Source organism: Streptomyces sp. NPDC111507 (assembly GCF_055638955.1).
This window is the reverse complement of record NZ_JBVKBU010000003.1, coordinates 253,451-274,827: the sequence shown is the minus strand read 5'-3', so window position 1 is coordinate 274,827 and position 21,377 is coordinate 253,451. Positions and strand designations below refer to the sequence as shown.

General features: G+C 69.2%; 11 protein-coding genes. 10 read left to right on the top strand and 1 reads right to left on the bottom strand.

Annotated elements, in window-relative coordinates; genetic code table 11:
- Positions 1–81 precede the first annotated feature (81 nt).
- Positions 82–2,238, bottom strand: a complete 2,157-nt coding sequence (locus ACZ7M2_RS13980; protein WP_471595431.1) for an N-6 DNA methylase — start codon at positions 2,236–2,238, stop codon at positions 82–84.
- Positions 2,239–2,516: 278 nt separating this feature from the next.
- Here ACZ7M2_RS13980 and ACZ7M2_RS13975 point away from each other — a divergent pair, with 278 nt between their 5' ends.
- From ACZ7M2_RS13975 to ACZ7M2_RS13930, 10 genes are all read left to right on the top strand, one after another.
- Positions 2,517–3,749: a ParB N-terminal domain-containing protein gene (locus ACZ7M2_RS13975; protein ID WP_471595430.1), complete on the top strand. Its 1,233-nt coding sequence runs from the start codon at positions 2,517–2,519 to the stop codon at positions 3,747–3,749.
- A 258-nt stretch (positions 3,750–4,007) separates the two neighbouring features.
- Complete coding sequence (locus ACZ7M2_RS13970; protein WP_471595429.1) at positions 4,008–4,841, top strand: hypothetical protein; 834 nt, start codon at positions 4,008–4,010, stop codon at positions 4,839–4,841.
- 180 nt (positions 4,842–5,021) lie between these two features.
- Positions 5,022–6,635, top strand: a complete 1,614-nt coding sequence (locus tag ACZ7M2_RS13965) for an RNase H family protein (RefSeq protein ID WP_471595428.1) — start codon at positions 5,022–5,024, stop codon at positions 6,633–6,635.
- A gap of 122 nt (positions 6,636–6,757) precedes the next feature.
- Positions 6,758–7,828, top strand: a complete 1,071-nt coding sequence (locus tag ACZ7M2_RS13960; RefSeq protein WP_471595427.1) for a DUF3644 domain-containing protein — start codon at positions 6,758–6,760, stop codon at positions 7,826–7,828.
- Positions 7,829–8,292: 464 nt separating this feature from the next.
- Positions 8,293–10,353 carry a hypothetical protein gene (locus ACZ7M2_RS13955; protein WP_471595426.1) on the top strand — a complete coding sequence of 687 codons (2,061 nt, stop codon included), beginning with the start codon at positions 8,293–8,295 and terminating at the stop codon, positions 10,351–10,353.
- The gene (locus ACZ7M2_RS13950; RefSeq protein ID WP_471595425.1) at positions 10,350–11,342 is read left to right on the top strand and encodes a hypothetical protein; all 993 of its coding nucleotides are present in this window, start codon (positions 10,350–10,352) and stop codon (positions 11,340–11,342) included. The genes ACZ7M2_RS13955 and ACZ7M2_RS13950 overlap by 4 nt, the downstream gene beginning before the upstream one ends.
- Positions 11,339–16,804, top strand: coding sequence for a DEAD/DEAH box helicase (locus ACZ7M2_RS13945; protein WP_471595424.1), 5,466 nt, complete (start codon positions 11,339–11,341; stop codon positions 16,802–16,804). The genes ACZ7M2_RS13950 and ACZ7M2_RS13945 overlap by 4 nt, the downstream gene beginning before the upstream one ends.
- Positions 16,804–18,546, top strand: coding sequence for a hypothetical protein (locus ACZ7M2_RS13940; protein WP_471595423.1), 1,743 nt, complete (start codon positions 16,804–16,806; stop codon positions 18,544–18,546). The genes ACZ7M2_RS13945 and ACZ7M2_RS13940 overlap by 1 nt, the downstream gene beginning before the upstream one ends.
- The gene (locus ACZ7M2_RS13935) at positions 18,543–19,529 is read left to right on the top strand and encodes a hypothetical protein (protein ID WP_471595422.1); all 987 of its coding nucleotides are present in this window, start codon (positions 18,543–18,545) and stop codon (positions 19,527–19,529) included. The genes ACZ7M2_RS13940 and ACZ7M2_RS13935 overlap by 4 nt, the downstream gene beginning before the upstream one ends.
- Positions 19,526–21,286: an Hsp70 family protein gene (locus ACZ7M2_RS13930; RefSeq protein ID WP_471595421.1), complete on the top strand. Its 1,761-nt coding sequence runs from the start codon at positions 19,526–19,528 to the stop codon at positions 21,284–21,286. Before ACZ7M2_RS13935 ends, ACZ7M2_RS13930 begins: the two co-directional genes overlap by 4 nt.
- The last annotated feature ends 91 nt before the right edge of the window (positions 21,287–21,377 follow it).

Here is a 21,377-nt window from a genome sequence, read left to right as displayed (position 1 = left end):
TGGGTGCGGGTCGGCTGCAGTCAGGCCGCCGTCTTGTGGCCGTTGCTCATCAATGTGACTCTCCGCGCGATGAGCGGGTGGTCACCTCCCACGCGGCAGCAATTGGCCGCCCGTGAGTCCGCCCGACAGCAACCGTGCCGTCTCCTCCGCCAGCCGGGTCGCCCGTTGCGCCTCCGCCCGGAGCGCGTGCACGTGACGGAACGCCTCCCCGTACCGCCGCTGCTCCTCCAGCGGCAGCAAGGGCACGCGAAGCCGGCCCGGGCTGACCGTCAGCACCGTACTGCCCGTCGACGCGCCCGCGATGTTCTCCTCCGCGCCCAGGAACCCGGCGAGGAACCAGGCGTCCAGGCGCGCCGGGTCCGGCCGGAAGAGGTGGACCTGAGAGCCGGGCAGTGCGCCGGCGTCCTCCTCGCCCGCCACTCGGGCCATGGGGCCGTCCGCGCTCGCGATCGCTCGTACGAGGACGTCCCCGATGGCGATCACGGGTGCCGTGTCGTCGTACAGCCCCATCGGCTCCCCCGTAGGACCTGACCCGGTCGCGATGTCCGAGCCGGTGAGCACCGGCCGCGTCTCGGGCCTCCCGTCCCCGCCGCTCGTGGCTTGTCCTCTGCCGCGCACGCTGTCGGGCAGCGTGCGCAGCACGGTGAGTGCTCCGCCGCGCGACAGGTCGGACACCGTGGCCGTCCGCCACTCGCGGGCCGAGGCGCCCGCCGCGCTCCAGCCCTCCCGACCCGCCGTCCGCGCGAGGGACCTCGCGGCCTCGGCGAGGTTCCGGCGTGTGGCGTCGGCCTCCACCGACAGCTCCGCCGGGTCGACCTCGGCCCGTGACGCCCGTACGAGCCGCGCCGGGGTCAGATCCACCACGTCGTCCAACAGGTCCACCACGCCGACCGCGTGTGCGACACCGGGTTCGCCCTCGTACGTGTCCGGGCTCTCCGTGAACGCCCGCCACGCACCTAGGGCACGCGCCGTGATCCCCGCCCAGTCCGGTGAGGGGGACCGGCTCGCGCCCCGTGTTCGGGCGGTCACCGCCGTTCCGCCGCGCCCGGCCGCCGTCGCCGCGTCCGCCGCCGTGTCCACGAACAGCACCGACTTGCGCTCCGGACCGCCCGGCTCGGGCCGTTGCAGCACCCAGATCTGCAGACCGACGTGCAGCGGCACCGCCGCGCCGACCGGCAGCGCGATCACCGCGCGCAGGGCCCCGCCGCGTACCAGCTCCGCCCGTACGCGACGGCCCGACGCGCGGCCCGCCGTGGCGGGCGGCAGGAGCAGGGCCGCGTAGCCGCCGGGTGTCAGGTGGGCGAGCGCGTGCTGTACCCAGGCCAGCTCCGACTCGGCGCGCGGCGGCACGCCGTACGCCCAGCGCGGGTCATACGCGAGCTCGTCGTGACCCCAGTCGCGGACGCCGAACGGCGGGTTGCACAGCACCGCGTCGGCGACCAGGCCGGGGAAGGCATCCGCGCGGAGGCTGTCGGCGGCGTGCACGACGACCGTGGCCTCCGGGGCCGTCAGCATCAGGCTCACGGCGCTGCGCCGGGCCTGCACAGGAAGCGTGTCCTGGCCGTACAGCTCGCGTACGCCCCGGCGGGCGGCAGCCGCCAGGAGGGTGCCGCTGCCGCAGGCCGGGTCGAGGACGCGGGCCGGGGATCCGGGGATCAGGCGAGCGAGCAGGTCCGCGAGCGGCTCGGGGGTCTGGTACGCGCCGGAAGCGGCGCTGTCCTCCAGCTCCCGCTCCGCCAGCACGCCCAGCGCGGCCTGACCGCCCTCGTCGCGTACACACGCGTACAACGCGCGCAGTACCGCCGCGTCGCCCGTTTCGAAACGGACCTGTTCCGCGTCCGGTACGGCGTCGGCCGTGGACGCCGCGTCGCGCTGTGCGCGGGCGGCGAGGTCGGCGTCCGGCAATTGCGTGGCGGCAGTGAACTCCTCCGGCGAGCGGCCTGCCACCGCGAGAACGAGGAGCAGAAGATCCGACGTACCGCCACCGCTATGCGCGTGCAGGCGGAGGGTCGTCCGCAGTTCCTCCGACGGGGTCGCCGCCGAGGCGTGACCGCGCGAGGCGAGCCAGGCACGTACGGACTCCAGGTCGTACAGCGGACTGCTCTCCGTGCCGCCGGACGGCTCGGGGAAGTCCTCGTGCCGGCGGCGCCAGTTGCTGACGGTGGCGCGCGTGACGCCCGCGATGCGGGAGATCTCGGCGGCTGTCACCTGGGCGGATGGTGCTGGTGGCTGCGACATGGATGTAGTCCTGGCTCCGATGGTCGGCGTGGTCACACCCTACAGCACGGGTCAACTCTGGGAAGCTGTTGGACAATGCTTTCATGGCTATGCTTCTATGTGAACGCTTCCGCCGGTGAGCGGCGCTCCCCGGCGCGAAGCGTGAGTTCCTGCCATAGCCGTGTCTCTGAGCGCCCAACCCCTTGCTGCCCCACCCGTCTCGGCGGGGTGCCGAAGGACCCGTGGAACCTCGGAGCCAGGCGACGGCCGATCAACCACCACCCAGGGGGGGGACACCCATGCGCCTGACCATGCCGAGCGGCACCCCGGAAGGAATCCCGCTCACCGTCATGCCGTTCCGCGAGGACGCGGTCATCGGAACCATGTCGCTTGCGACGCTCGTACGTCTCGTGCCGTCACCGCGTCAGGAGGAGGACCCGCGCGCCCTCAAGACCGCGTCCGGGCACGACCGGCGCCACGCCGAGCTGCGCGCGACCGTGCAGCGGACGCTGAAGTCCCAGAAGGGCAAGAACATCCCGGACTACGCCGAGTACATCGCCGCCGGCATCCTCGGCAAGCACGGCTCCGCCTGGTCCACGCCCCCGATCACCCTCTGGCACGCGGGCGAGATCGCCGCGATGAGCGACGAGCTGGTCCCCGACTCGGGCCTGAGGACGCTGACCGTCGCCCCGGACGCCATGGTGATCGCCATCGACGGCGAGACCCAGACCACCGCCTGGCACGACATCTACCAGGACCCGGAATGCTTCGGCCTCACCTACACCGAGCTCAGCCTGCGGGTCCGCATCCCCTTCGAGCTCTACCTGGGGATCTCCCCGGCAGACGCGCGGCAGATCTTCTACGACCGCAACGTCAAGGGCATCGACGTCGCCAAGAACCTGGCCATGTCCATGGACCAGCGAGACCTCGCCACCCGCCTCGCCTACATCGTCGGCGAGAAGCTCGAGGTCGAGTCGAACGGTCAGCGGATGCCGTTCGGCAAGCTGGTCAACGCCGGCAAGCGGCAGCTCACCAGGACCGACAAGGAGGTCGTGACCCTGTCCGCGCTGCGGACGCTGATCGTCACCACCGTCTTCGGCAGCAAGGGTGTGCAGTACTCCGCGGCCAACGTCCAGGCGGACGACCTGCCGCCCAACACCGACGCCGACGAGGTGGAGGCGGTCGTCGTCCGTCTGGTGTCCCGGCTGATCGGAGGTCACTTCCCGGACTTCGCCCGGCGCAGCGCGATCACCGCCCCGGCCGTGATGGCGGGCCTCGGAGTCCTGCTGCACCGCGCCGCCCCCTGGTGCGCCCCCGGCGACGCCATGAACTACGAGACGGTCGAGCACCTGCTTGCCGAGGTCCGCTGGGAGCGTGAACCCGTCTACTGGGACGGCGTCTGCGCCAGCGTCGGCTCCACCGGCCGACTCAACTTCAGTGGCGGCGTGAAGGACTCCGCCGGCCGCGTCGCGGGCGCGCTCCTCGACCCGAACAGCGAGTTGGGCCGGAAGATCCGGGGGATGCGGAGCTGAACAGGCATGCGGCGCGGGTTCTTTGACGCCGAGACCTTCTCAGCCGACGCCCCTCTCGGGACGAGGTCCCATCTGCGGGCACGACCCACGGCTCCCGCCCCCGCGCATGCGTGGGCGTCCAGGCTGCGATGCCGGGCCCGGGGCCGGCTCGGTCCGGACCGGGCGCGGCAGGGCGGCTCCGCTTCCGTCAGCATGCGCGCCCTCTCCTCCCGCCACCCGGCAGTTTCCTTCCATCCCATCCATACAAGGAATGGCCTCATGAGCTACCCGAACATCTCCGGCACGCCGTCCTTTCCCTCCCCTTCGTCTCCGTACGCCGTCCCCGCCACATCCACCGGAAGTCCCCAGCACCGGACAGCGGCCGATCAGACCCCGGCTCTGGGCGCGCCCGGGATGGCGCCGAAGACGTCGCCCACCTCCGCTCAGTCGTCGGCCGGGAGAAGGCCCTCGCGGCGCGGAGCGCGGCGCACCCACGGTGCCGCAAGGCTCCTCGCGCTGATCGCGGCGCCCCTGGCCCGTTCGCGCAGGACCGTCCTCGCCGTGGCCGGGGCGGCCGTGGGCTGCTCCCTGTGCGCCTGCTCCGGCATCAGCGGCACCCAGACCGACACGGCGACGCCGGCGGCCACCGTCAGCGCCTCGCGGGACACCCAGAGCGCCGAGGACGCGCAGAACACCCAGGACGACTCCGGCGGTGACACCTTCACCGTCGCGCTGGACAAGACCGCCACGTGGAACAACGGCATCAAGGCGAACCTGAGCGGCTTCGGTCGGGGCACCTCCGGCGAGTACGCCAGCCCGTCCGGCAAGGCCTACCTGTCCTTCTCCGTCACCCTGCAGAACGGCTCCAAGTCCTCGATCGACCTGAGCATGGTCAGCTTGTCCTGCCCGGACGGAGCCGACGAGATCTTCGACACGGACGCCGGCTTCAGCGGCAATCCGGACACGCACGTGCTGTCGGGCAAGTCGGGGACCTGGAAGGCGGCCTGCGTGTTCCCCAAGACGGCCAGGAGCGTCCAGATCGAGCTCACGCCGACCGACACCTCCGGGTCCGGCTGGTACCGCACGGCCATCTTCACCGGCCAGGTGCAGTAGCCCGGACCGCGGGCGGGACCCTGCTGGCTGCCCTCCTCGTCTCCGCACGGCGGCGGCTCACCCCTCCGCCGTCATCGGCCGCACGCCGATGCCCCGCCCACGGGCCCGCCCCCATCCACGACCGATCCCACATCATGTGCGGCCTCGACCACACCACCACCCGCGACCTGGAAGGCCATTGTGACGATCACCGAGCGCACAGAGCTGATCCGTCGCTTCGCCGACGACTTCACCGCCCTGCAGGAGGCCGTCCTCGCACGAATGAACGGGATCTGCGCTCCGGAGACCGCCGCGGCCTTGGAACACGCTTCGCTCGCCGGTCCCGTCACCGTCGCTCTCGCCCACGCCGACGTCCTCGCTCGTGGGGCCGTCCGGCGCGCGGAGCTCTCGGCTCAGCCCCCCGAGCGGCTGCGCCGGCTGCGAACCCACGCACGCAAGGCGCGACGGGCCCGGTCGCAGGCGGAGGCGGTGTACAAGGAGCAGCGTGCCCGCCGCCTCGCCGGCTGCTCCCGGCGGGTGGACATGCTGGAGCTGAGGGTGGCGCGCACGACATCCCCGGCTGCCTTCGCCGAGGCCCTGCGGCAGGAACTCCGCGACAGGGGACTACCGGACGGCACGCCGAAGGCGCCGGAGAGCGACCTTGCCCGGTGGGCCTGGGACCGGAGAACCGCAGGCTACGAACTGCCGGCGCCGCTGCGCGAACTGCGAGGCTGCGACGACGACGCCTTCGTCCAAGCCCTCTTGCGTGATGCCCAGGAGGAAGAGAACCCGTACCTCACGCACGACGCGGTGGCCGAACGGTGGAGCCGCCATGCCCGTGCCGCGCTGGCCTGGGGCCGCTACGCGATCGCCCAGGCCGAACGGGACGTACTCGCCTGCTCTCTCTCCGTACGACGCACCCGACTTGACGTTCTGGACGACGCCTACCAGGACACAGCGGTTCTCGCTGCCCGCTCACGCGAAGCCCTGCTCCGGGCCACGGACCTCCACGACCGGATGCTGGCCTGCGTCTCCACCAAGCCCTTCGCGGGGCTCATCGAGCGGTGTCGCGCCGCGGCTCTGGCGCGCTTCGCCGACGCCGAGCCCGAGATGTGGCACAGCGTGCGTGAGCTGACCGTGAGGCACCAGGCGCACTGCCCCGAACGGGCCGACGGCTGCCCGCACTGTCACCGCGCTCTCGCCGCCCTCCTCACCGACGCCCATCCTGCCGACACGGCCGAGGGCGGCGACGGCGAACAACCGAAGGCAACGCTTCCGGCTGACGAGGATCGCTACGCCGTGCTCGCCGACCTTCCCGACACCGCCGTCGTGGCCGTCGCCGATGCCGCCGTCGGTGACGAGTCCGCACTGTGTGGCTACGGCTGGGCTGCCGAGGACGGGACTACCGGATACGGCGACTCCCTCGCCTCGAGCAGCGGCGAAGCGGAAGTCATCGGTATCTGCGCGGCCGCCCTCAGCCTCCTCGAGCAGCACGAGGACGCGCCCGTAGTCCTTCTGTGCGACAGCACCGAGGCAGTCGACGCAGTCGACACGGCCCTGCGCTCCGCCGACCCGGCAGCCGCCCACCGCACCCTCCTCTTCCCGGAGAGCCGGCAGCTGATGGGCCGCCTGCTGCGCGACCGCCACCGCGTCCAGGTCCGCTGGCTGAAGGGCCACATCGGACACGAGCTCAACGAAACCGCCGACGCCTTCGCCCGCCTCGCCCTCCGCCGCGCCAATGGCCGAATCCCTTCCTCCGCCGCTAGGAAGGAGGAGGCGCGGATACTGCGCTCGCTCGGTTTGGTTGCTGCCTGAACCCATGGACTGAGGACAGCCTCAGGAGACGCGGGGCAGCCCACGGCACGCCGTCTGCGGACAGCCTTACCACCCTGAGAACCGATCTCCTCATCCCCGGACGAAAGTGAGCGACGCTCTTCATGGCCCATCCCCGCTGGCACCACATCCTCATGGAGTCCCAGCGTCACGCCCTCAAGGCGCTCGACGAGTGGAACAGCTCCAGCGGCGACTACAGCGACTTCCTCACCCACATGCACAAGGCCTGGCACTACCTGCTCCACGCGGAATTCCACAAGGCCAACATCGACTACCACTACCGGGACCCCAAGACTGGCCGCCACCAGATGATCGACGGCGAGCCCAAGGCATGGGATCTCGAGAAGTGTCTGAAGGAGCGCTTTCCCAATAGCGGCGACACGGTGCGCCTCAACGCGGAGCTCTTCGTCGCCCTGCGCAACAAGGTGGAACACCGCTACGAGCACAACCTGAGGATCGTCACGGGCGGCAGGGCGCAGGCCTATGTGATCAACTACGAGCAGGAGATGACCGGTTACTTCGGCGGCTACAGCCTCGCCGACCGACTCCGCTTCCCGCTCTCCGTCCAGGCGCTGACCGCGGACGGATACGAGGAGATGCGGAAGGCCGCAAGGGAGCTGCCCAGGAAGCCCCGTGACCTGGTGGCCAGGTACGAGGCGGGCATCGATCCGTCCGTCCTCGACGACCCCAGGTACGACTACCGCGTACGGCTGTTGCCTATCACCGGCTCCAAGACGGACGCCGACCTGGCGGTCAACTTCGTCAAACTCGACGACCTGAGCGAGGAGGAGCGACGCACCATGCTTGAAGCCGGGCGGGATGGTTCCGTCATCACTAGGGACCGCCATGTCGAAGTGTCGGACCTGGACAGGATGCGCCCGGCGCAGGTCGCTGCCCGGGTCGAGGACCAGCTGCCGTTCCGGTTCAGCGTATACAACGAGCACGTGACGATGTGGAAGCGGCTGAGGGTCCGTCCGGCCAAGGGTTCCGGCGATCCGTATGCCACCAACGCCAGGTACTGCACGTACAACGAAGCCTTCAACGAATACGTCTACACCCAGGCATGGATAAAGAAGATCCTCAAGGAGATCGGGACGGTCGAGAAGTACCGCGCGTTCTTCGGCAGGGAGCCGCGGATGAAGACGGGGGCCGCCGCGTCGAAGGAGGCAGCGTAGAAGGCGTCGCCTCTCGAGAGGATCGGAGGGGCGGGACAGCAGTCACCGGGGCGATCGCCCGGGGCGGGCGGCAAGTGTCACAGCGGCCTTGCCTTCCCGGATCGCGCCGCCCTGACAGCAGAGCAGTTGGTAATCCCCCTGGGTCGCACACATCGCCTTCACAGGTAGCCTTTGGTTGCAGGGAACCTGCAGTCGATGTCCGGCATCCGGCTCACGGTGCAGGTACTGCGATGGACCGCTTGTGAAGAGTGGTGGGGGATGAAGGGATACGCCTTCGCTTGTCGCGCGGAGTTACGTCGCGCCGGGCGGTGACGGTCGAGGGCTGCCCGGCCGAAGGGGTCGGCGCGCCATTGGGCGTTCGGCAGCGGCCCGTTGCCCGCGGCGGGCTCGGCTGATGCGCAAGACCGTTCCATGCCCGGGGGATTTCACGAACGGGGCATCGTAACCTCTCTTTTGGGGACAGAGTGGACCATTCTTATCAGGCATGGCAGGAAGTGCTGGCCGAAGAGTTCTTCGGACGGCAGCACGCCGGCCACCCGACGCTGTTCTACGTCGACAACGACGTGGAGCAGGAGCTCTGGCACGGATACGGCATGGAGGAGCCTCTCGCCGCGTGCGTGGGCAGGTTCCTGCGGCTGGGCACCGCGGACCCGTACAGCGCGCTGGAGGACTACCGCTGGCGCAAGCGGCAGCAGGACAAGGACGGCGTGCCCGTCTTCCTGCCGCTGCTGGCCTGCTCGGTGATGGCCGCGTCCCGGATGATGAACGACCGGAACCACCGGGCCACCGCCTACCACGCCCGCTTCTCCGAGCTGCTGACCGGCGACGAGAAGCAACTGGGCAGCCACCACTACGAGCCCATCTCCCGCATGTGGCAGGTGCTGGCCTCCTGGCAGCACAGCCAGAAGGGGGCGCGGGGCATCTGCACCATTCCCGCCCCCGCCGACCTGCCCTCCAACCGCAGCATGATCGGGTTCGCCCAGTCTCAGGCGCTCCTCAGCGGCGCGGACCGGTCCTTCATGCCGAAGTTCTTCCGGTCGTTGCGAGAGCACGGCACGACCTGGCCCCTGCCGGGGGAGACTCTGCTGGCCCAGATCGAGATCCGGGGCGTGGAGCGGCACTTCTCCAAGGGCTTCCGCAACGCTGTGCAGGAGGAGGAGTTCCGCTCCTTCCTCGCCAAGCTGATCGGCAACTACGCCGCTTCCTGGGACGGTTCGGACGAGCTGGTGCCCACCGGTGTCACCCGGGCCGAACTCCTGGTGCGGCTGGACGCGGGGCGTCTCAGTTGGGTGGCGCGCCTGCGGTCCGTGGAGCAGAAGAAGCGCATTGAGTTCAAGGGCGGCGTCGTCCTCGAGCAGCTTGGCGACACTGCCTACTACGAGGTGACGGGCCTGTCCGCCCCGAGCGCGGACAGCCTCGCCAGGGGAATCCGCCGCGACGGGGACAACCTGGTGCTCAGCCGCCCCTCCTGCTCCGTCCTGGTGCTCGCACGGGACGACGTGCTCGGTGTCTGGGCCGGCACCGACGGCTTCCGCCCGGGAGAGGCACACGTGGTGCTCGCCGCACCGACCGCGCAGCGGGACGTGCAGCGGCTGCTGGACAAGGCCGCGACCACGGGCCGGAGCGCCGACACCAGCAAGCTGGCCTGGGTGCCGCAGGGCTGGTCCTTGCACAAGCCCGTCACCTTCGACGACGCGCTCACTCTGCGCCGGGCGCTCCAGGAGGTCCAGGGCGCGGTCGGCCTCCTGCAGCCCCCGGCCCAGTTCAAGCTCCGCTTTGAGGGCGGACTGAAGCTCGCGCCTTCACTCGATTTCCACTTGTACCTGCGGGGAGGCGAGCCCCAGGTGGTCCTCCCGGACGCCACGGAGGGCACGGGCACCCTCCTGATCGACGGAAAGGAGCGGCCCGAGCTCAGGAAGGCGATCGTCGCGGGCCGCCCCGTCTCCCTGGCCGTGCTCCGGCTGGAGCCGGGCCGCCACACGGTGAGCTACGCAGGCGTGGAGATCGACTTCGCCACCGTGGACCAGGCCGTCGTCGAGCCGAAGATGACCAAGGTCTGCGGCTTCACCGTCGTGGACGGCAAGGCCTCGGAGTCACCCTCCCTCCTCGTCGAGCAGACCCTGCCGACCGGCATCACTGGCGCCGACTGCACGAGCGCCACCACCCAGGACGCGGCAGCCGTCATGGAGTTGTGCCGTCGAGACGCGGACGAGGTGCTGTTCGCGGCAGCCGACGGACGGCTGTGGACGTTGGAGGCCCCTGAGCAACCGGGCTGGTGGACGGAACGTCTCCCCGACACCCCCGCCCCGCTCCGCTTCGAGGCCGACTTCCACGGCATCGGTGGCTGGCTCCTGGAGCGGCGGAGCGGACGCTGGAAGGGCCGCCCGGTGAACCGCGGAACGCCGAAGCCGAAGAGTGCCGGCAACCCGCGGGCCTGGGCCCGCGCCGTCCTCAACGCCCAGCAGGTGTCCGTCGAACCCTCGTGGGCCGCGTACGTGCAGGCAGCGAAGGAGCTCGACCGATGACGGTACCGATGAGGAGCAACGAGTTCGGTGGGATCCTCCTGCGCTGGCTGAGCGAGAGCCGCAGCGGCAAGGCGTCCGCACTGCGCGACGGGGTCCGCAGCCAGGCCCAGGCATGGGGCCTGGAGCTGAAGGAGTACGCCGACTGGGACTGGATGCGCAAGGCCGCCGCCCTCGGCTTCGTCGATGTGGGCCTGCGCGCCGACCGCTGGTCGGTGGCCCCGTCGGTGCTGACCAGGCTGCCCCATGCCGACGGCCTCGCGTTGCTGACCGGTGCGCGCACCGCGCAGATCAGCACGCGCGTCGAGGAGGCGGCACAGGAGTGGATGGAGCTGATCACCGTCCCTCACCGGCCGGAGGCCGGTGAGGCCCCGCTGCCCGACACCCTCCTGTTCCAGTACGAGGACCCGCGGACCCTGCACGAAGCTGCGGAGTTCCTCGGGGCCCGCTACGTTCCCTGCGCAGCTCTGCAGTTGACGGAGATGCTTCCGCAGGCGGCGCTGGGCCCCGAGTCCGCACCGCCCGGTGGGAGCACCGCCAACACGCTGGAGAAGTACGAGCTGCGCCTCCAACGGTTCGTCCCCGTGGCAAGGGACGACGAGGACGGCCTGTACCGGTGGCGCGGAGCCGACTACGCACGCCTGACCCGTGTCCGCCGCGACGGCGTCTTCCACGCAGTGGAACGCGAGACGGGCATCTACCTGGAGCTCGCCCGCCACCGCACCGGCGCGATGCGCTGGCGGCCGGAATCCGGCAAGGGCCGCGCCGGCATCGGCCGACTTATCGTCGACCGGTACGCGCCCCTGCCCGCCCTGCACGAGCGCGCGGCCGTCCTGTGCAGCGGCTTCCCGCCCTCGGTGGGCAAGCAGACGCAGGCCCGCGCGTACGACAACGTGCCGAGGGCGCTCGCCGAGGCGATCGCGGCCGCACTGCAGCAGAACCTGGAGACTATGCCGCGACTGGTGGCGGCCACCGGCGGGAGGACCAAGTGAGCGTCGAACAGCAGACGGCGGCGTTGACGAACACCGACGTCCAGGACGTCATGGGCACTTTCGACGACCTGCGCAGCGCACTCTTCCGCTACTACGACACCCCGTTCAGCGTCGATGATCGTTCCGTCATGGAGGAACGGCGCAACCTCCTGGACCGGGACAACGGGGCCTGGCGCGACCCGCTGATCGAGCTGCGCCCGCAGTATGTCTCCCGGGGCGTCACCATCGCGGAGTCCTTCGCCGAAGCAGGGGCGCACCCCGACGCGGCCGAGTTCGCCCGCTTCACGCTGCCCCGCGGCGTGACCAGCCTCTACCAGCATCAGCACGATGCCCTGGTCGCAGCCGGCGAGGGCAAGGACTTCGTTGTCACGGCAGGCACCGGTTCCGGTAAGACGGAGTCCTTCCTGCTGCCGGTCCTCGCCGACCTGGTCGCCGAGTCCGCCCACTGGCAGGGCACCCGTGCGGTGCAGCGGGAATGGTGGCAGGAAGACGGCGACTACGTGCCCAGCCGACAGAGCGAGCACGGGCACCCTGCCGCCATGCGTGTGCTGATTCTCTACCCCACCAACGCCCTCGCCGACGACCAGTTGGTCCGGCTCCGGAAGTCGCTGGACAGCCGCGAGGCGCACGCATGGCTGGACCGGAAGCGCAACGGACACCGCTTCTACTTCGGCCGCTACACCGGAGCCACCCCAGTCTCCGGCAGCCGCGATTCCGAGCCGGCGAACTTCCGTCTCCGGCAGTACCTGAGGGAAGTCCAGGAGCGGCAGCGCAAGGCCGACGAGAAGCTCAGCGAGGAGCTACAGCCCTTCATCCCGCGCCTCGGCGGAGCGGAGATGCACGCCCGCTGGGACATGCAGGCCGCGCCGCCGGACATCATGGTCACCAACTACTCGATGCTGAACATCATGCTGCTCCGCAAGCAGGAGGAGCACATCTTCCGCGCCACGAGGAAGTGGCTGGAGGAGACCCCGGACGCCCGCCTCACCCTGATCCTCGACGAACTCCACATGTACCGCGGCACGGCCGGCACCGAGGTGGCCTACCTGCTGCGCAACCTCCGCCACCGCCTCGGCCTCGACAAGAACCCCGAGAAGCTGCGTGTGCTCGCCGCCTCCGCCTCCCTGGAGGCCGGCCGGGACGACGAGTTCCTCGACGGGTTCTTCGCCCTGCCCGGCTCCCGGCGCGTGATCATTCCTGGAAAGGCGGAGGAGATCCGCGGCGAGGGCGACCTGGCCGCACACACCGAACGACTCGCACAAGCCGCGAAGGCCTCCGTCACCCAGGACAAAGCCGTCGCCCTGGCCCGGGAGACCGGCCTCGGCCCGGCGCTCCATCGCGCACTCACTCCCGGCGGCAAGCCTCGTGCTCTGCCCGCCCCCGAACTGGCGAAGAACCTCTTCCCGGACGTCCCCGAGGAACAGCGCCACGACGCTCTCCACGGCGTTCTGCGCATACTCGGCTCCGCCCAGGACCCCGAACTTCCCCAGCTTCGTGCCCACTTCTTCTTCCGGAACATCGAGGGCATCTGGGCCTGCTCCGACCCGCAGTGCCCCGATATCCCCGTGGAGCACGGCTCCGAACGGCGAGTCGGCCGGCTCTTCGCCGAGCCCACCTCCCGCTGCGCCTGCGGCGCCCGCGTACTGGAGCTTCTCTCCTGCCAGGCCTGCGGCGACCTCATGCTTGGCGGGTACGCCAGCCCCAAGGACACTCAGCGGCGTAAGTTCACCGGTGCTCTCCACACCGACTTCCCGGACTTGGACCTGCTCCCCGACGAGGCCAGCGGCGCACCCACGGCGGCGAACTACGTCGTGTACTGGCCGCGCACCAAAGGCCTCGGACTCGACGACCCCAGCTGGCACGCGGGCCTGTCGGACGGCGGACCGCAGGTCGAGTTCGAGTTCCGCCGCAGCGCCTATCAGCCTGCCACCGGCCGCCTGGAGAATCGGGACGTCCAGCACACCGGATGGTCATTCCACATCTCCGTGCCCCTGGACAAGGAGAGCAAGAAGCCGGCCTACGACCCGGCCCGGCTGCAGTCCTTCCCCACCCGTTGCCCCGCCTGCGGCGACGACTGGGAGATCAAGTACGACAGGGACGGCCGCTTCATCCCGCTGGAATCTCCTGACCGGCTGCGCAACGCGCCGGTCCGGCGGATGCGCACCGGTTTCTACAAGATCAACCAGGTGCTGGTGACTGAAGCCCTCGGCCACCTTCCCGACGGCCGGCGCAAGGCGATCGCCTTCTCCGACAGCCGCGACGACGCTTCCGAGCTCGCCAGTGGTCTTGCCCTCCGCCACCACCAGGACCTTCTCCGCCTGCTCAGCGCCCAGGCCGTCGAGAATCAGGGGGATCCGTTCGGAGACCTTCAGCTGGTGAAGGCTCACTATGCCGGGGAGCCGGTTGATCGTGAGGGCGCCCGTGCCGCCATGGAACGGCTGCGGGACCGCAACCCGGCGGACTGGGGGCGCTTGAAGGCAATCCTTGCCGACGACCTCGACGCGGAACCGGAACTCCTGCCCGACCTGGAGCGGAAGTTCTCCGAACTTCCCTCGCTGGATGACCTCGCCTCCGACCTCGAAGGCATGCTGCTGAATTACGGCACCAATCCCGCTGGTCCCGCGGCCTCACTCCAGCAGACCTCGGCCGGACAGCCCTGGACCGCGCTCTACAACTGGGAGCGGGACAGGGAAGCGGTGGCGGAGACCCAGGCACAGGAGGAACTGCTCAACCGCATCCGCTCCCGCCTCCGCCTCGAGACCATCGGAAGCCTCTTCTCCGGTGGCGGCCGTGACTTCGAATCGCTCGGACTCGGCTGGCTCTGCCTGCGCGACGACCGCTCGCCTGTAGAGATCGGCCTGGACGGTGATCAGGCCGTGGCGCGTGCCAGTCTGCGGATTCTCGGCTTGATGCGGCGCTTCACCCGGATACGTGCCTCTCTGCAGAGGCCGCCTGCGCCTTTGAAGCGTTTCTGGAAGCAGATCGCCGAACGTCAGGGCACCAATCTGCAGACGATTGAGGACCAGGTGCTCGGCGTCTGGAAGGACGCCGTGGTCGACTACGTCATCAAGCCGGAGAAGGTGGCGCTCCGCCCCGGCGAGAACAAGACCTGGACGTGCAGCTCCTGCCACCGGCCACACCTTCACCCGGGCGCGGGGGTGTGCACCAAGTGCCTGACTCCACTGCCCGCCGTGCCCCAGCAGTACAGCGGAGTCCTTGAAGACGACTACTACGCATGGAAGGCCGCCCACCGCACCGGTGACTTCCCCCTGCGTACCGCGGAGCTGACCGGCCAGACGGACCGGCTGGAGGCCCAGCGCCGGCAGAGCCTCTTCCAGGACGTCTTCCTCGGCGACAACGACGTCCCGCAGGCGGACGGCCTGGAACTGCTCTCCGTGACCACGACCATGGAGGCCGGTGTCGACATCGGCCCCCTCAACACCGTGATCATGGCCAACATGCCGCCCACCCGCTTCAACTACCAGCAGCGGGTGGGGCGCGCAGGCCGACGCAACAGCCCGGTCGCCGTGGCCCTCACCGTCTGCCGTGGCCGCAGTCACGACGAGCACTACTTCGCCCGCCCGGAAGCCATCACCAACGACCCGACTCCGCCGCCCTACCTGGTCCTCGGCATGGTCTCCGTCTTCCGGCGGGTCCTGCTGGGAGAGGTCCTGCGCCAGGCATTCGAGCCCCTGCAGCCCGAGGAGCGACGGAAGGGGCCGGACATGACGGCCAACGTCCACGGACAGTTCGGTCTCGCCGCCGACTGGCCGATGCATCGCGACGCCGTTCGCCGCTGGATCGCGGCGCACTCGGACCGCATCAGAGCCGCTGCCGTCGCCCTCCGGGCTGGAACACCGGAGAGCATCGGCGCCATCGATCCGGTGGCCGCCGTCGACGAACTCCTCGGCCAGGTCGACGAGGTGGCAGACCGGACGGTCGGCCACTCCGACCTCAGCCAGCGTCTGGCAGAGGCGGGTCTCCTGCCCATGTTCGGCTTCCCGACCCGCTCCCGCCTCCTCTACCGGAGCATCCCGCAGAAGACCTTCCCCTGGCCCCCGGCCGACTCCGTCAACCGCGATCTGGCCGTCGCCCTCAGCAAGTTCGCTCCGGGCAGCGAAACCCCGCAGGACGGCCGTCTGCTCCGCGCCAGGGGAGTGGTCTCCCTCGTCCCGAGTGGTCGCGGAGTACAGGCAGCCGAGGACCCGTTCGGACCGGAACAGTTGGTCGCCATGTGCCGGATCTGCTCTCACGTGGACCCGAAGGCTGCTGTCGACCCGGAAACCGGGAGCGCCGGCACTTGCCCTGCCTGCGGCGCGGAGAGCAAGTACTACAAGGCCGTCCCCTTTCGGGAGCCCGCAGGCTTCCGGGCTGCCCACGAAGCACGGGACTACGACGGCTACCGGGAGCTCGGCTCCAACGCCACCAGCGCACGGACCGCCACCGACCTGGAGAAGACCGCCCCGCGCATCCACCGTGCCGCCGACGACTGGATGGTCGTCCACACCGGCAGCGGCGACCGCTACATCGTCAACACCAACGCCGGTAAGCTCTTCCGGTTCGTCAAAAACACCGGCCCGTGGCGCGGATACGTCGCTCTGGACCACCCCAAGGCGGAAGCCGACCTGGAGATCGCCCTCGGCGCCACCCAGCACACCGACATGCTCTTCATCGGGGCCAAGGACGCCCTTGACACGATCCGGGGCCTCCGCTTCGACATCTCGAAGTCCCAGCAGATAGACGGTTTCCCCGAGGCCTACCACGGCCGGCGCGCCGCCTGGTACTCGCTGGCGGCCTTGCTGCGCCGTGCCGCCGCCCCGCACTTGGACGTGCAGCCGGAGGAGCTCCTCAGCGGCATCCACGGCTCGGACGCCCCGGTGGCCGCTCCCGTCATGGCTTACCTGGCGGACAGCCTCGACAACGGCGCGGGCTTCAGCACCTACCTCGGTTCGGAGGAACACATCGAGGAGTTCCTCCAGGCGGTGGACCGGTACGTGCACGACCTGGAGGCCGACCATCATGCGCAGAACTGCCGCAGTTCCTGCTACGCCTGCCTGCGCGACTACTCCAACATGCGCCTCCACCCGCTGTACGACTGGCGGCTCGCTCGCGACCTGACCGACGCCCTGCGCGGCCGGAAACTGCAGGTCGATCCGGGCGAGCACGCCGTCCTGCTGAAGGGTTGGGCGGACGAGGAGCCCAACGTCAGCCTGAAGGAGACCGCTGCCGGACCTGTGGCGCTCTTCACCTCGGACTTCACCGGCGAGCCCGTCGCGGTCGCCGTCAAGCATCCGCTGGAGTCCGCCAGCGAGGAGTGCGGGAACGAACGGCTCCGAGCTATGCGTAACGAGGTCCGTGCCGGTGGTCTCGCCAACAGGATCGCCTTCGCCGACTCCTACAGCCTGGACCGGACCCCTGCCGCGGTGATCGAGCAAGCGCACATCTTCGCGGAGGAGCTCTGATGACGGCAGGAAACCCACTGGGGGCGGGCCAGGACGAGCAGGCCCGACTGGAGGAGCTGCGGCAGCGCGAGATAGCCCGCCGCCTCGCCCTTCGCCAGGCCCGCGCCCAGGGTCGGACCGTCGGAGAAGCTCCGGAGGCCGCGGAAGCCGTCGGCAGCCCCGCTCCGGTCGTTCCGCCGCAGAAGCAACCGGCGCCGGAACCGGTCATGCCTGAGCCCGTCCCGGAAGGATTCGCCGACCGGGAGGCCTGGGAGCGCGCCTGCTCCTTCGCTGAAATCGTGCTGCCCCACGCTCTGGAGGCGAAGACCGGAACGCTCTCCGCGCAGAAGCTGGCGCGAGCCGCGGCCGATTCGGCGTCCCGGCAGGACGACCCGGTCTCGGGCGTCTCCCTGCTCGTCATGGCACAAGACCACGGGTTGGACGTCTTCAACGGCCGCCTCCACGAACGCGCCCGCGCCCTGCTGGAGGACAAGCCGCTGCCACTCCTGGGGGAGCCGGGCAGCATGTGGCAGATCTACCAGGACGACCGTCGCCTGCTGGAGACCAACCTGCCGGCCCCTCGGCAGAGGGCTCTCCTCGCGAAGCTTCCCCGGCCGCTTCTCGACGACTACATCGACGAGGAGTGGATCGGCGCGGTCCCTGAGCGCGACGGCACCTCCCGTGCCGCCTACTTCCGCGCCCGCCTGGACCCGGCGTCCCTCACCGACGAGGAGATGGACCTGTTGGCCTGGCCCCTGGAACGGGAACGCCGGGAAGCCGGCCCGGGAACGGAACCCGGCCGTGACTGGCCGCAGGACTGGCGCCTGCTGGTGAGGCTGCAGGCCAACGACGCGAAGGCCATCGCCGAGGAGTGGACCGACCTCCTGCCGCCGACGCAGAAGCTCCTGGACGCCCTGCGCGAGGTGCGGCGGACCGGGGAAGTCCCGGACGACCTCGTCGCCGACGAGAGGCTGTGGGTCCTCCTGGAGCGCATCCACCCCCGCTTGCGCAGCGCGAGCAACAAGAAGTTCAACGGCTGGATCGACGTCCGGACCCTGATCAGAGCCGTGCGGCAGATGCACCGTGCCCTCCTCCGCGGGGACGACGAGACGGCGGAACAGCGGAGGAAGGCGGCGCTCACCATGGCCGCAAGGATCCGGCACCACTCGCAGCCGGCGCGCTGGGAGGCCCAGAACGTCCAGGCCTACTTGCGCGCGGGCCAGGAGATGACGGAGTCCCTCAAACTCCTGGAGCAGGACGCCGAAGGCCGTCCCCCGGTGCGGGACCAGCTCGGCGGAGGTGCCGTAGCCATGCTGCGGAAGAATCGGGGTTTCCTGGAAGACCGGCCCAGCGGAGAACGCGACCAGCCGCTCAACCCTTATCTGGTGCTCGGCGTGCCCGACGGGGCGGACGACTGGAAGAAGGCCTGGCGAGCCCTGAGGAAGGAACTCGACGACAGCGGCCGCGTCCGGATCAACCGCGCCAAGGACATGATCGAGAAGGCCGAGCGGGAGCAGCAGGAAGTACCCTGGTTCGCCGTCCCGCTCGCCCCACACCGCTGGAAGGACCCCACCGGCACGAGCCACCGGCTGGAACTCCCGCCCGAGCCTCTGCAGAGGCTCACCAAGCCGCCCACGGACAGCGACCGCGAGTGGTCTCGTACCGAGGCGGCCCGAGAAATAATCACCAGGGCGACAGAACACCTTTCCCCGGCTGCTGAAGACCCCGCAGCCCTTGAAGACCCAGAGAGCAGCACATCATGACTGGAAGTCGCAGGGCGCGCGAAGCCCGGAAAAAGCGTGCATCCTTTGCTGGGCAGGAACCGTATTCCAGCAACGACGAACTCAAATCAGCTGATATGCAACCTTGGAAGTTCACTGCTAGCGACATTCCTAAGATTGCTGCAGGAGCCCTGGATGCGCCGGCGATTCTCAAGTCCATCAATGAAGCACTCCTGCCTGTGGTGGAGGAGGAGCTGGAGCGCGTAGCTGAGACCTTGGGTGCCCTTCTTGAGGGTAACGGGGCAGAGAGTGATCCTGCCGGCGTCATCCGGTCCGAGTTGATGAGACGTGTCCTTCCTCAAATTGCCGATTCTGTACGGAGCGGTGTGATGGAAGGGATGAGGACCCGTCAAGTGCATTTGGCCCAGTTGGCTGCTATTCATCGTCAGACCTTGGAGTCCAAGAGTCTTAGGGTGGTATTGGCGCGAATCGACCATGAGTTGTCGCGGGCAGGCCTGGAGATTATCTGGAAGGCCGATGATCATTCACAGTTCAATGTAGTGGAAGATCCACCTGGGGCTATGAGCCGTGGACCGGTTGTATACGAAGTTGCAGCACCGGCTTATGTGGACAGTGAATCTGGAAAGCTTGTTGAGCGTGGATGGCTCAAAGCCCTTCCCAAGAATCCATTGCCGGTACCTGCAGCGGAGAAGGCGAAGCCGGGGCAGAAGCGCAGGGCCACGCATACGGAGGCAGCTAAAAAGCAGAGGAAAGGCCTCAATGGGGATCCTGGTGATTCTCCGCACGAGAAGAAGGTTCATCGGGGTCAGGCGCCTGGCGTTCAACAGGAGCCTGGGGATTCGCCAACCAGGGAGATTCTCGAGGAGGGATCGCGTGGCGGTGCCTGGTCTACGTCTGGTTCACCGGATGCGACGACAGGTGGGCGCGTGCCGAAGACAACGAGTTATAGGCAGTCGCTGCGTGCTGCGGCCAGCAAGCAGATGAACCAGAGAGGCACGCGATGAGTTTTGGTATCGACTTCGGTACGAGTAACTCGGTTGTTGCTCGCTGGAACGGGCACACCACCGAAGTGCTGCCGGTCGACGGCGACAACGTGCCCGCCCAGTGGCGGATGTCGGAGTTCGAGCAGCTCTTCCCCTCCGCGCTGTCCGTCCGCGACCTCCAGCGCACCCTCTGCTTCGGCTGGGAGGCGAAGACTGGCACCAGCGAGCCGCTCGACGCTGTGAAGCGCATGCTCGGCACCCGCTCCGGTGCCGAGAAGGACGGCGACACCGACGGTCTAGAGGTCGCAGCCCAGCTCGAGGAGCACCACGTCTGGGTCGGCTCGGAGAAGTTCCACAGCACGGTCGCGGCCGCCTCCCTCTTCAGCCGGATGAAGGAAGGCGTCTCCGCCCAGCTGCTCGACCTCTCCGACGCGGTCGTCACGGTCCCCGCCAACGCCACGGGTGGCGCCCGCTACCGCACCCGTGCCGCGGCAGCGCTCGGCGGAGTGAAAGTCCGGGCCCTGCTCAACGAGCCCACCGCGGCCGCGATCTCGTACGCCCACGACGTCCCGATCCCCGGCCGCTTCCTCGTCTTCGACTGGGGCGGCGGAACCATCGACGTCACCGTCCTCGAATACGACGACGGCCTCTTCGAGGAGCAGACCTCCCGTGGCATCACCGCCCTCGGAGGCCTGGAGTTCGACAACGCGCTGGCCCAGCTGATCCAGCAGAAGATCGGCCTGACCGCGGACCGGCTCACCAAGGCTGAACGACGCCGGTGGCGCCGGTCGGTCGAGCTGACGAAGATCGCCCTGTCCTCCGTGCCAGTGGACGGCGCGCTCTTCTTCGACCTCCCGATCGGCCTCGCCCCCTCGATCTCGAGGCGTGAGGTCAGGATCACCGCGGCCGAGTACACCGAGGCGATCACTTCGCTCATCACCCGCGCCCTGGAGCCGGTCCAGCAGGCTCTGGAAGATCTGGCCATCACCTCGGACGACATCGACTCCGTCCTGATGATCGGCGGCACCTCGCAGATCCCCCAGGTGCGTCATGCCCTGGGTGAGCTTCTCGGCCACGATCGCATCGTGGACAGCGGCCTGTGCCGACCCATGACCGCCGTTGCCCGAGGCGCGGCCATCTACGCGGCCTCCCTCGACGGCGAACTCGGCGATGACAGAGACTTCTCCTTGGTCACCAGCTACGACCTGGGCACGGCTGTGAGCGCGGGTGAACAGAAGGGTTTTCGCGCCATCATCCGACGCAATGCCACGCTCCCCGCGGAGGGTTCGGGCAACTTCTACCCGGACACGCCGGGCGCTTCCTTCGTGCGCGTGCCGGTGATCGAGGGCGAGGTCGGCTACCCGGCCGACAGCGACCGTGCCTTTCCCCTGGCCAACATCGAGGTGGATCTCCCGGCCCGCGAACAGGACATCCGCCGGAACAAGATCGAGATCAAGTTCCGCTACAACGAGAGCGGCATCCTGCGCTTCACCGCCACCCACGCGGCCACCGGCAAGCAGCTCGCCGAGCGCGAGATCGATTCCTTCGGCCCCGACGGGACCCCACTGCAGGCTGGGCTCGATGATGAACTGACCCGTCTTTTGGCCCACACTGTCCGCCCGTTCGCCGACGGCTCCTCCAACGTCCAACACCTCTCGGCAGCTGAATCAGCCAACGCCCGCCCCGCACCGATCGACATGTCTGTGCGCATGGTGGAGGCCGATACGGCCGTCACGGTCAACGGCGAGCCGCAGGGCGTCGTGACGGGGGGACTTTGACCAGCCTCTGGACTCTGGTGGGTGATTTCCGGGCGCGCCAGTAGCTCGCTCCACTGCTGCGGCAGATAGCGGGGGGCTGGTGGATCCCGTC

Excerpts from the sequence above, each read along its gene's own strand:
- ACZ7M2_RS13980 (WP_471595431.1), bottom strand. The coding sequence starts at position 2,238 with ATGTCGCAGCCACCAGCACCATCCGCCCAGGTGACAGCCGCCGAGATC.
- ACZ7M2_RS13975 (WP_471595430.1), top strand. The coding sequence starts at position 2,517 with ATGCGCCTGACCATGCCGAGCGGCACCCCGGAAGGAATCCCGCTCACC.
- ACZ7M2_RS13970 (WP_471595429.1), top strand. The coding sequence starts at position 4,008 with ATGAGCTACCCGAACATCTCCGGCACGCCGTCCTTTCCCTCCCCTTCG.
- ACZ7M2_RS13960 (WP_471595427.1), top strand. The coding sequence starts at position 6,758 with ATGGCCCATCCCCGCTGGCACCACATCCTCATGGAGTCCCAGCGTCAC.
- ACZ7M2_RS13950 (WP_471595425.1), top strand. The coding sequence starts at position 10,350 with ATGACGGTACCGATGAGGAGCAACGAGTTCGGTGGGATCCTCCTGCGC.
- ACZ7M2_RS13940 (WP_471595423.1), top strand. The coding sequence starts at position 16,804 with ATGACGGCAGGAAACCCACTGGGGGCGGGCCAGGACGAGCAGGCCCGA.
- ACZ7M2_RS13935 (WP_471595422.1), top strand. The coding sequence starts at position 18,543 with ATGACTGGAAGTCGCAGGGCGCGCGAAGCCCGGAAAAAGCGTGCATCC.
- ACZ7M2_RS13930 (WP_471595421.1), top strand. The coding sequence starts at position 19,526 with ATGAGTTTTGGTATCGACTTCGGTACGAGTAACTCGGTTGTTGCTCGC.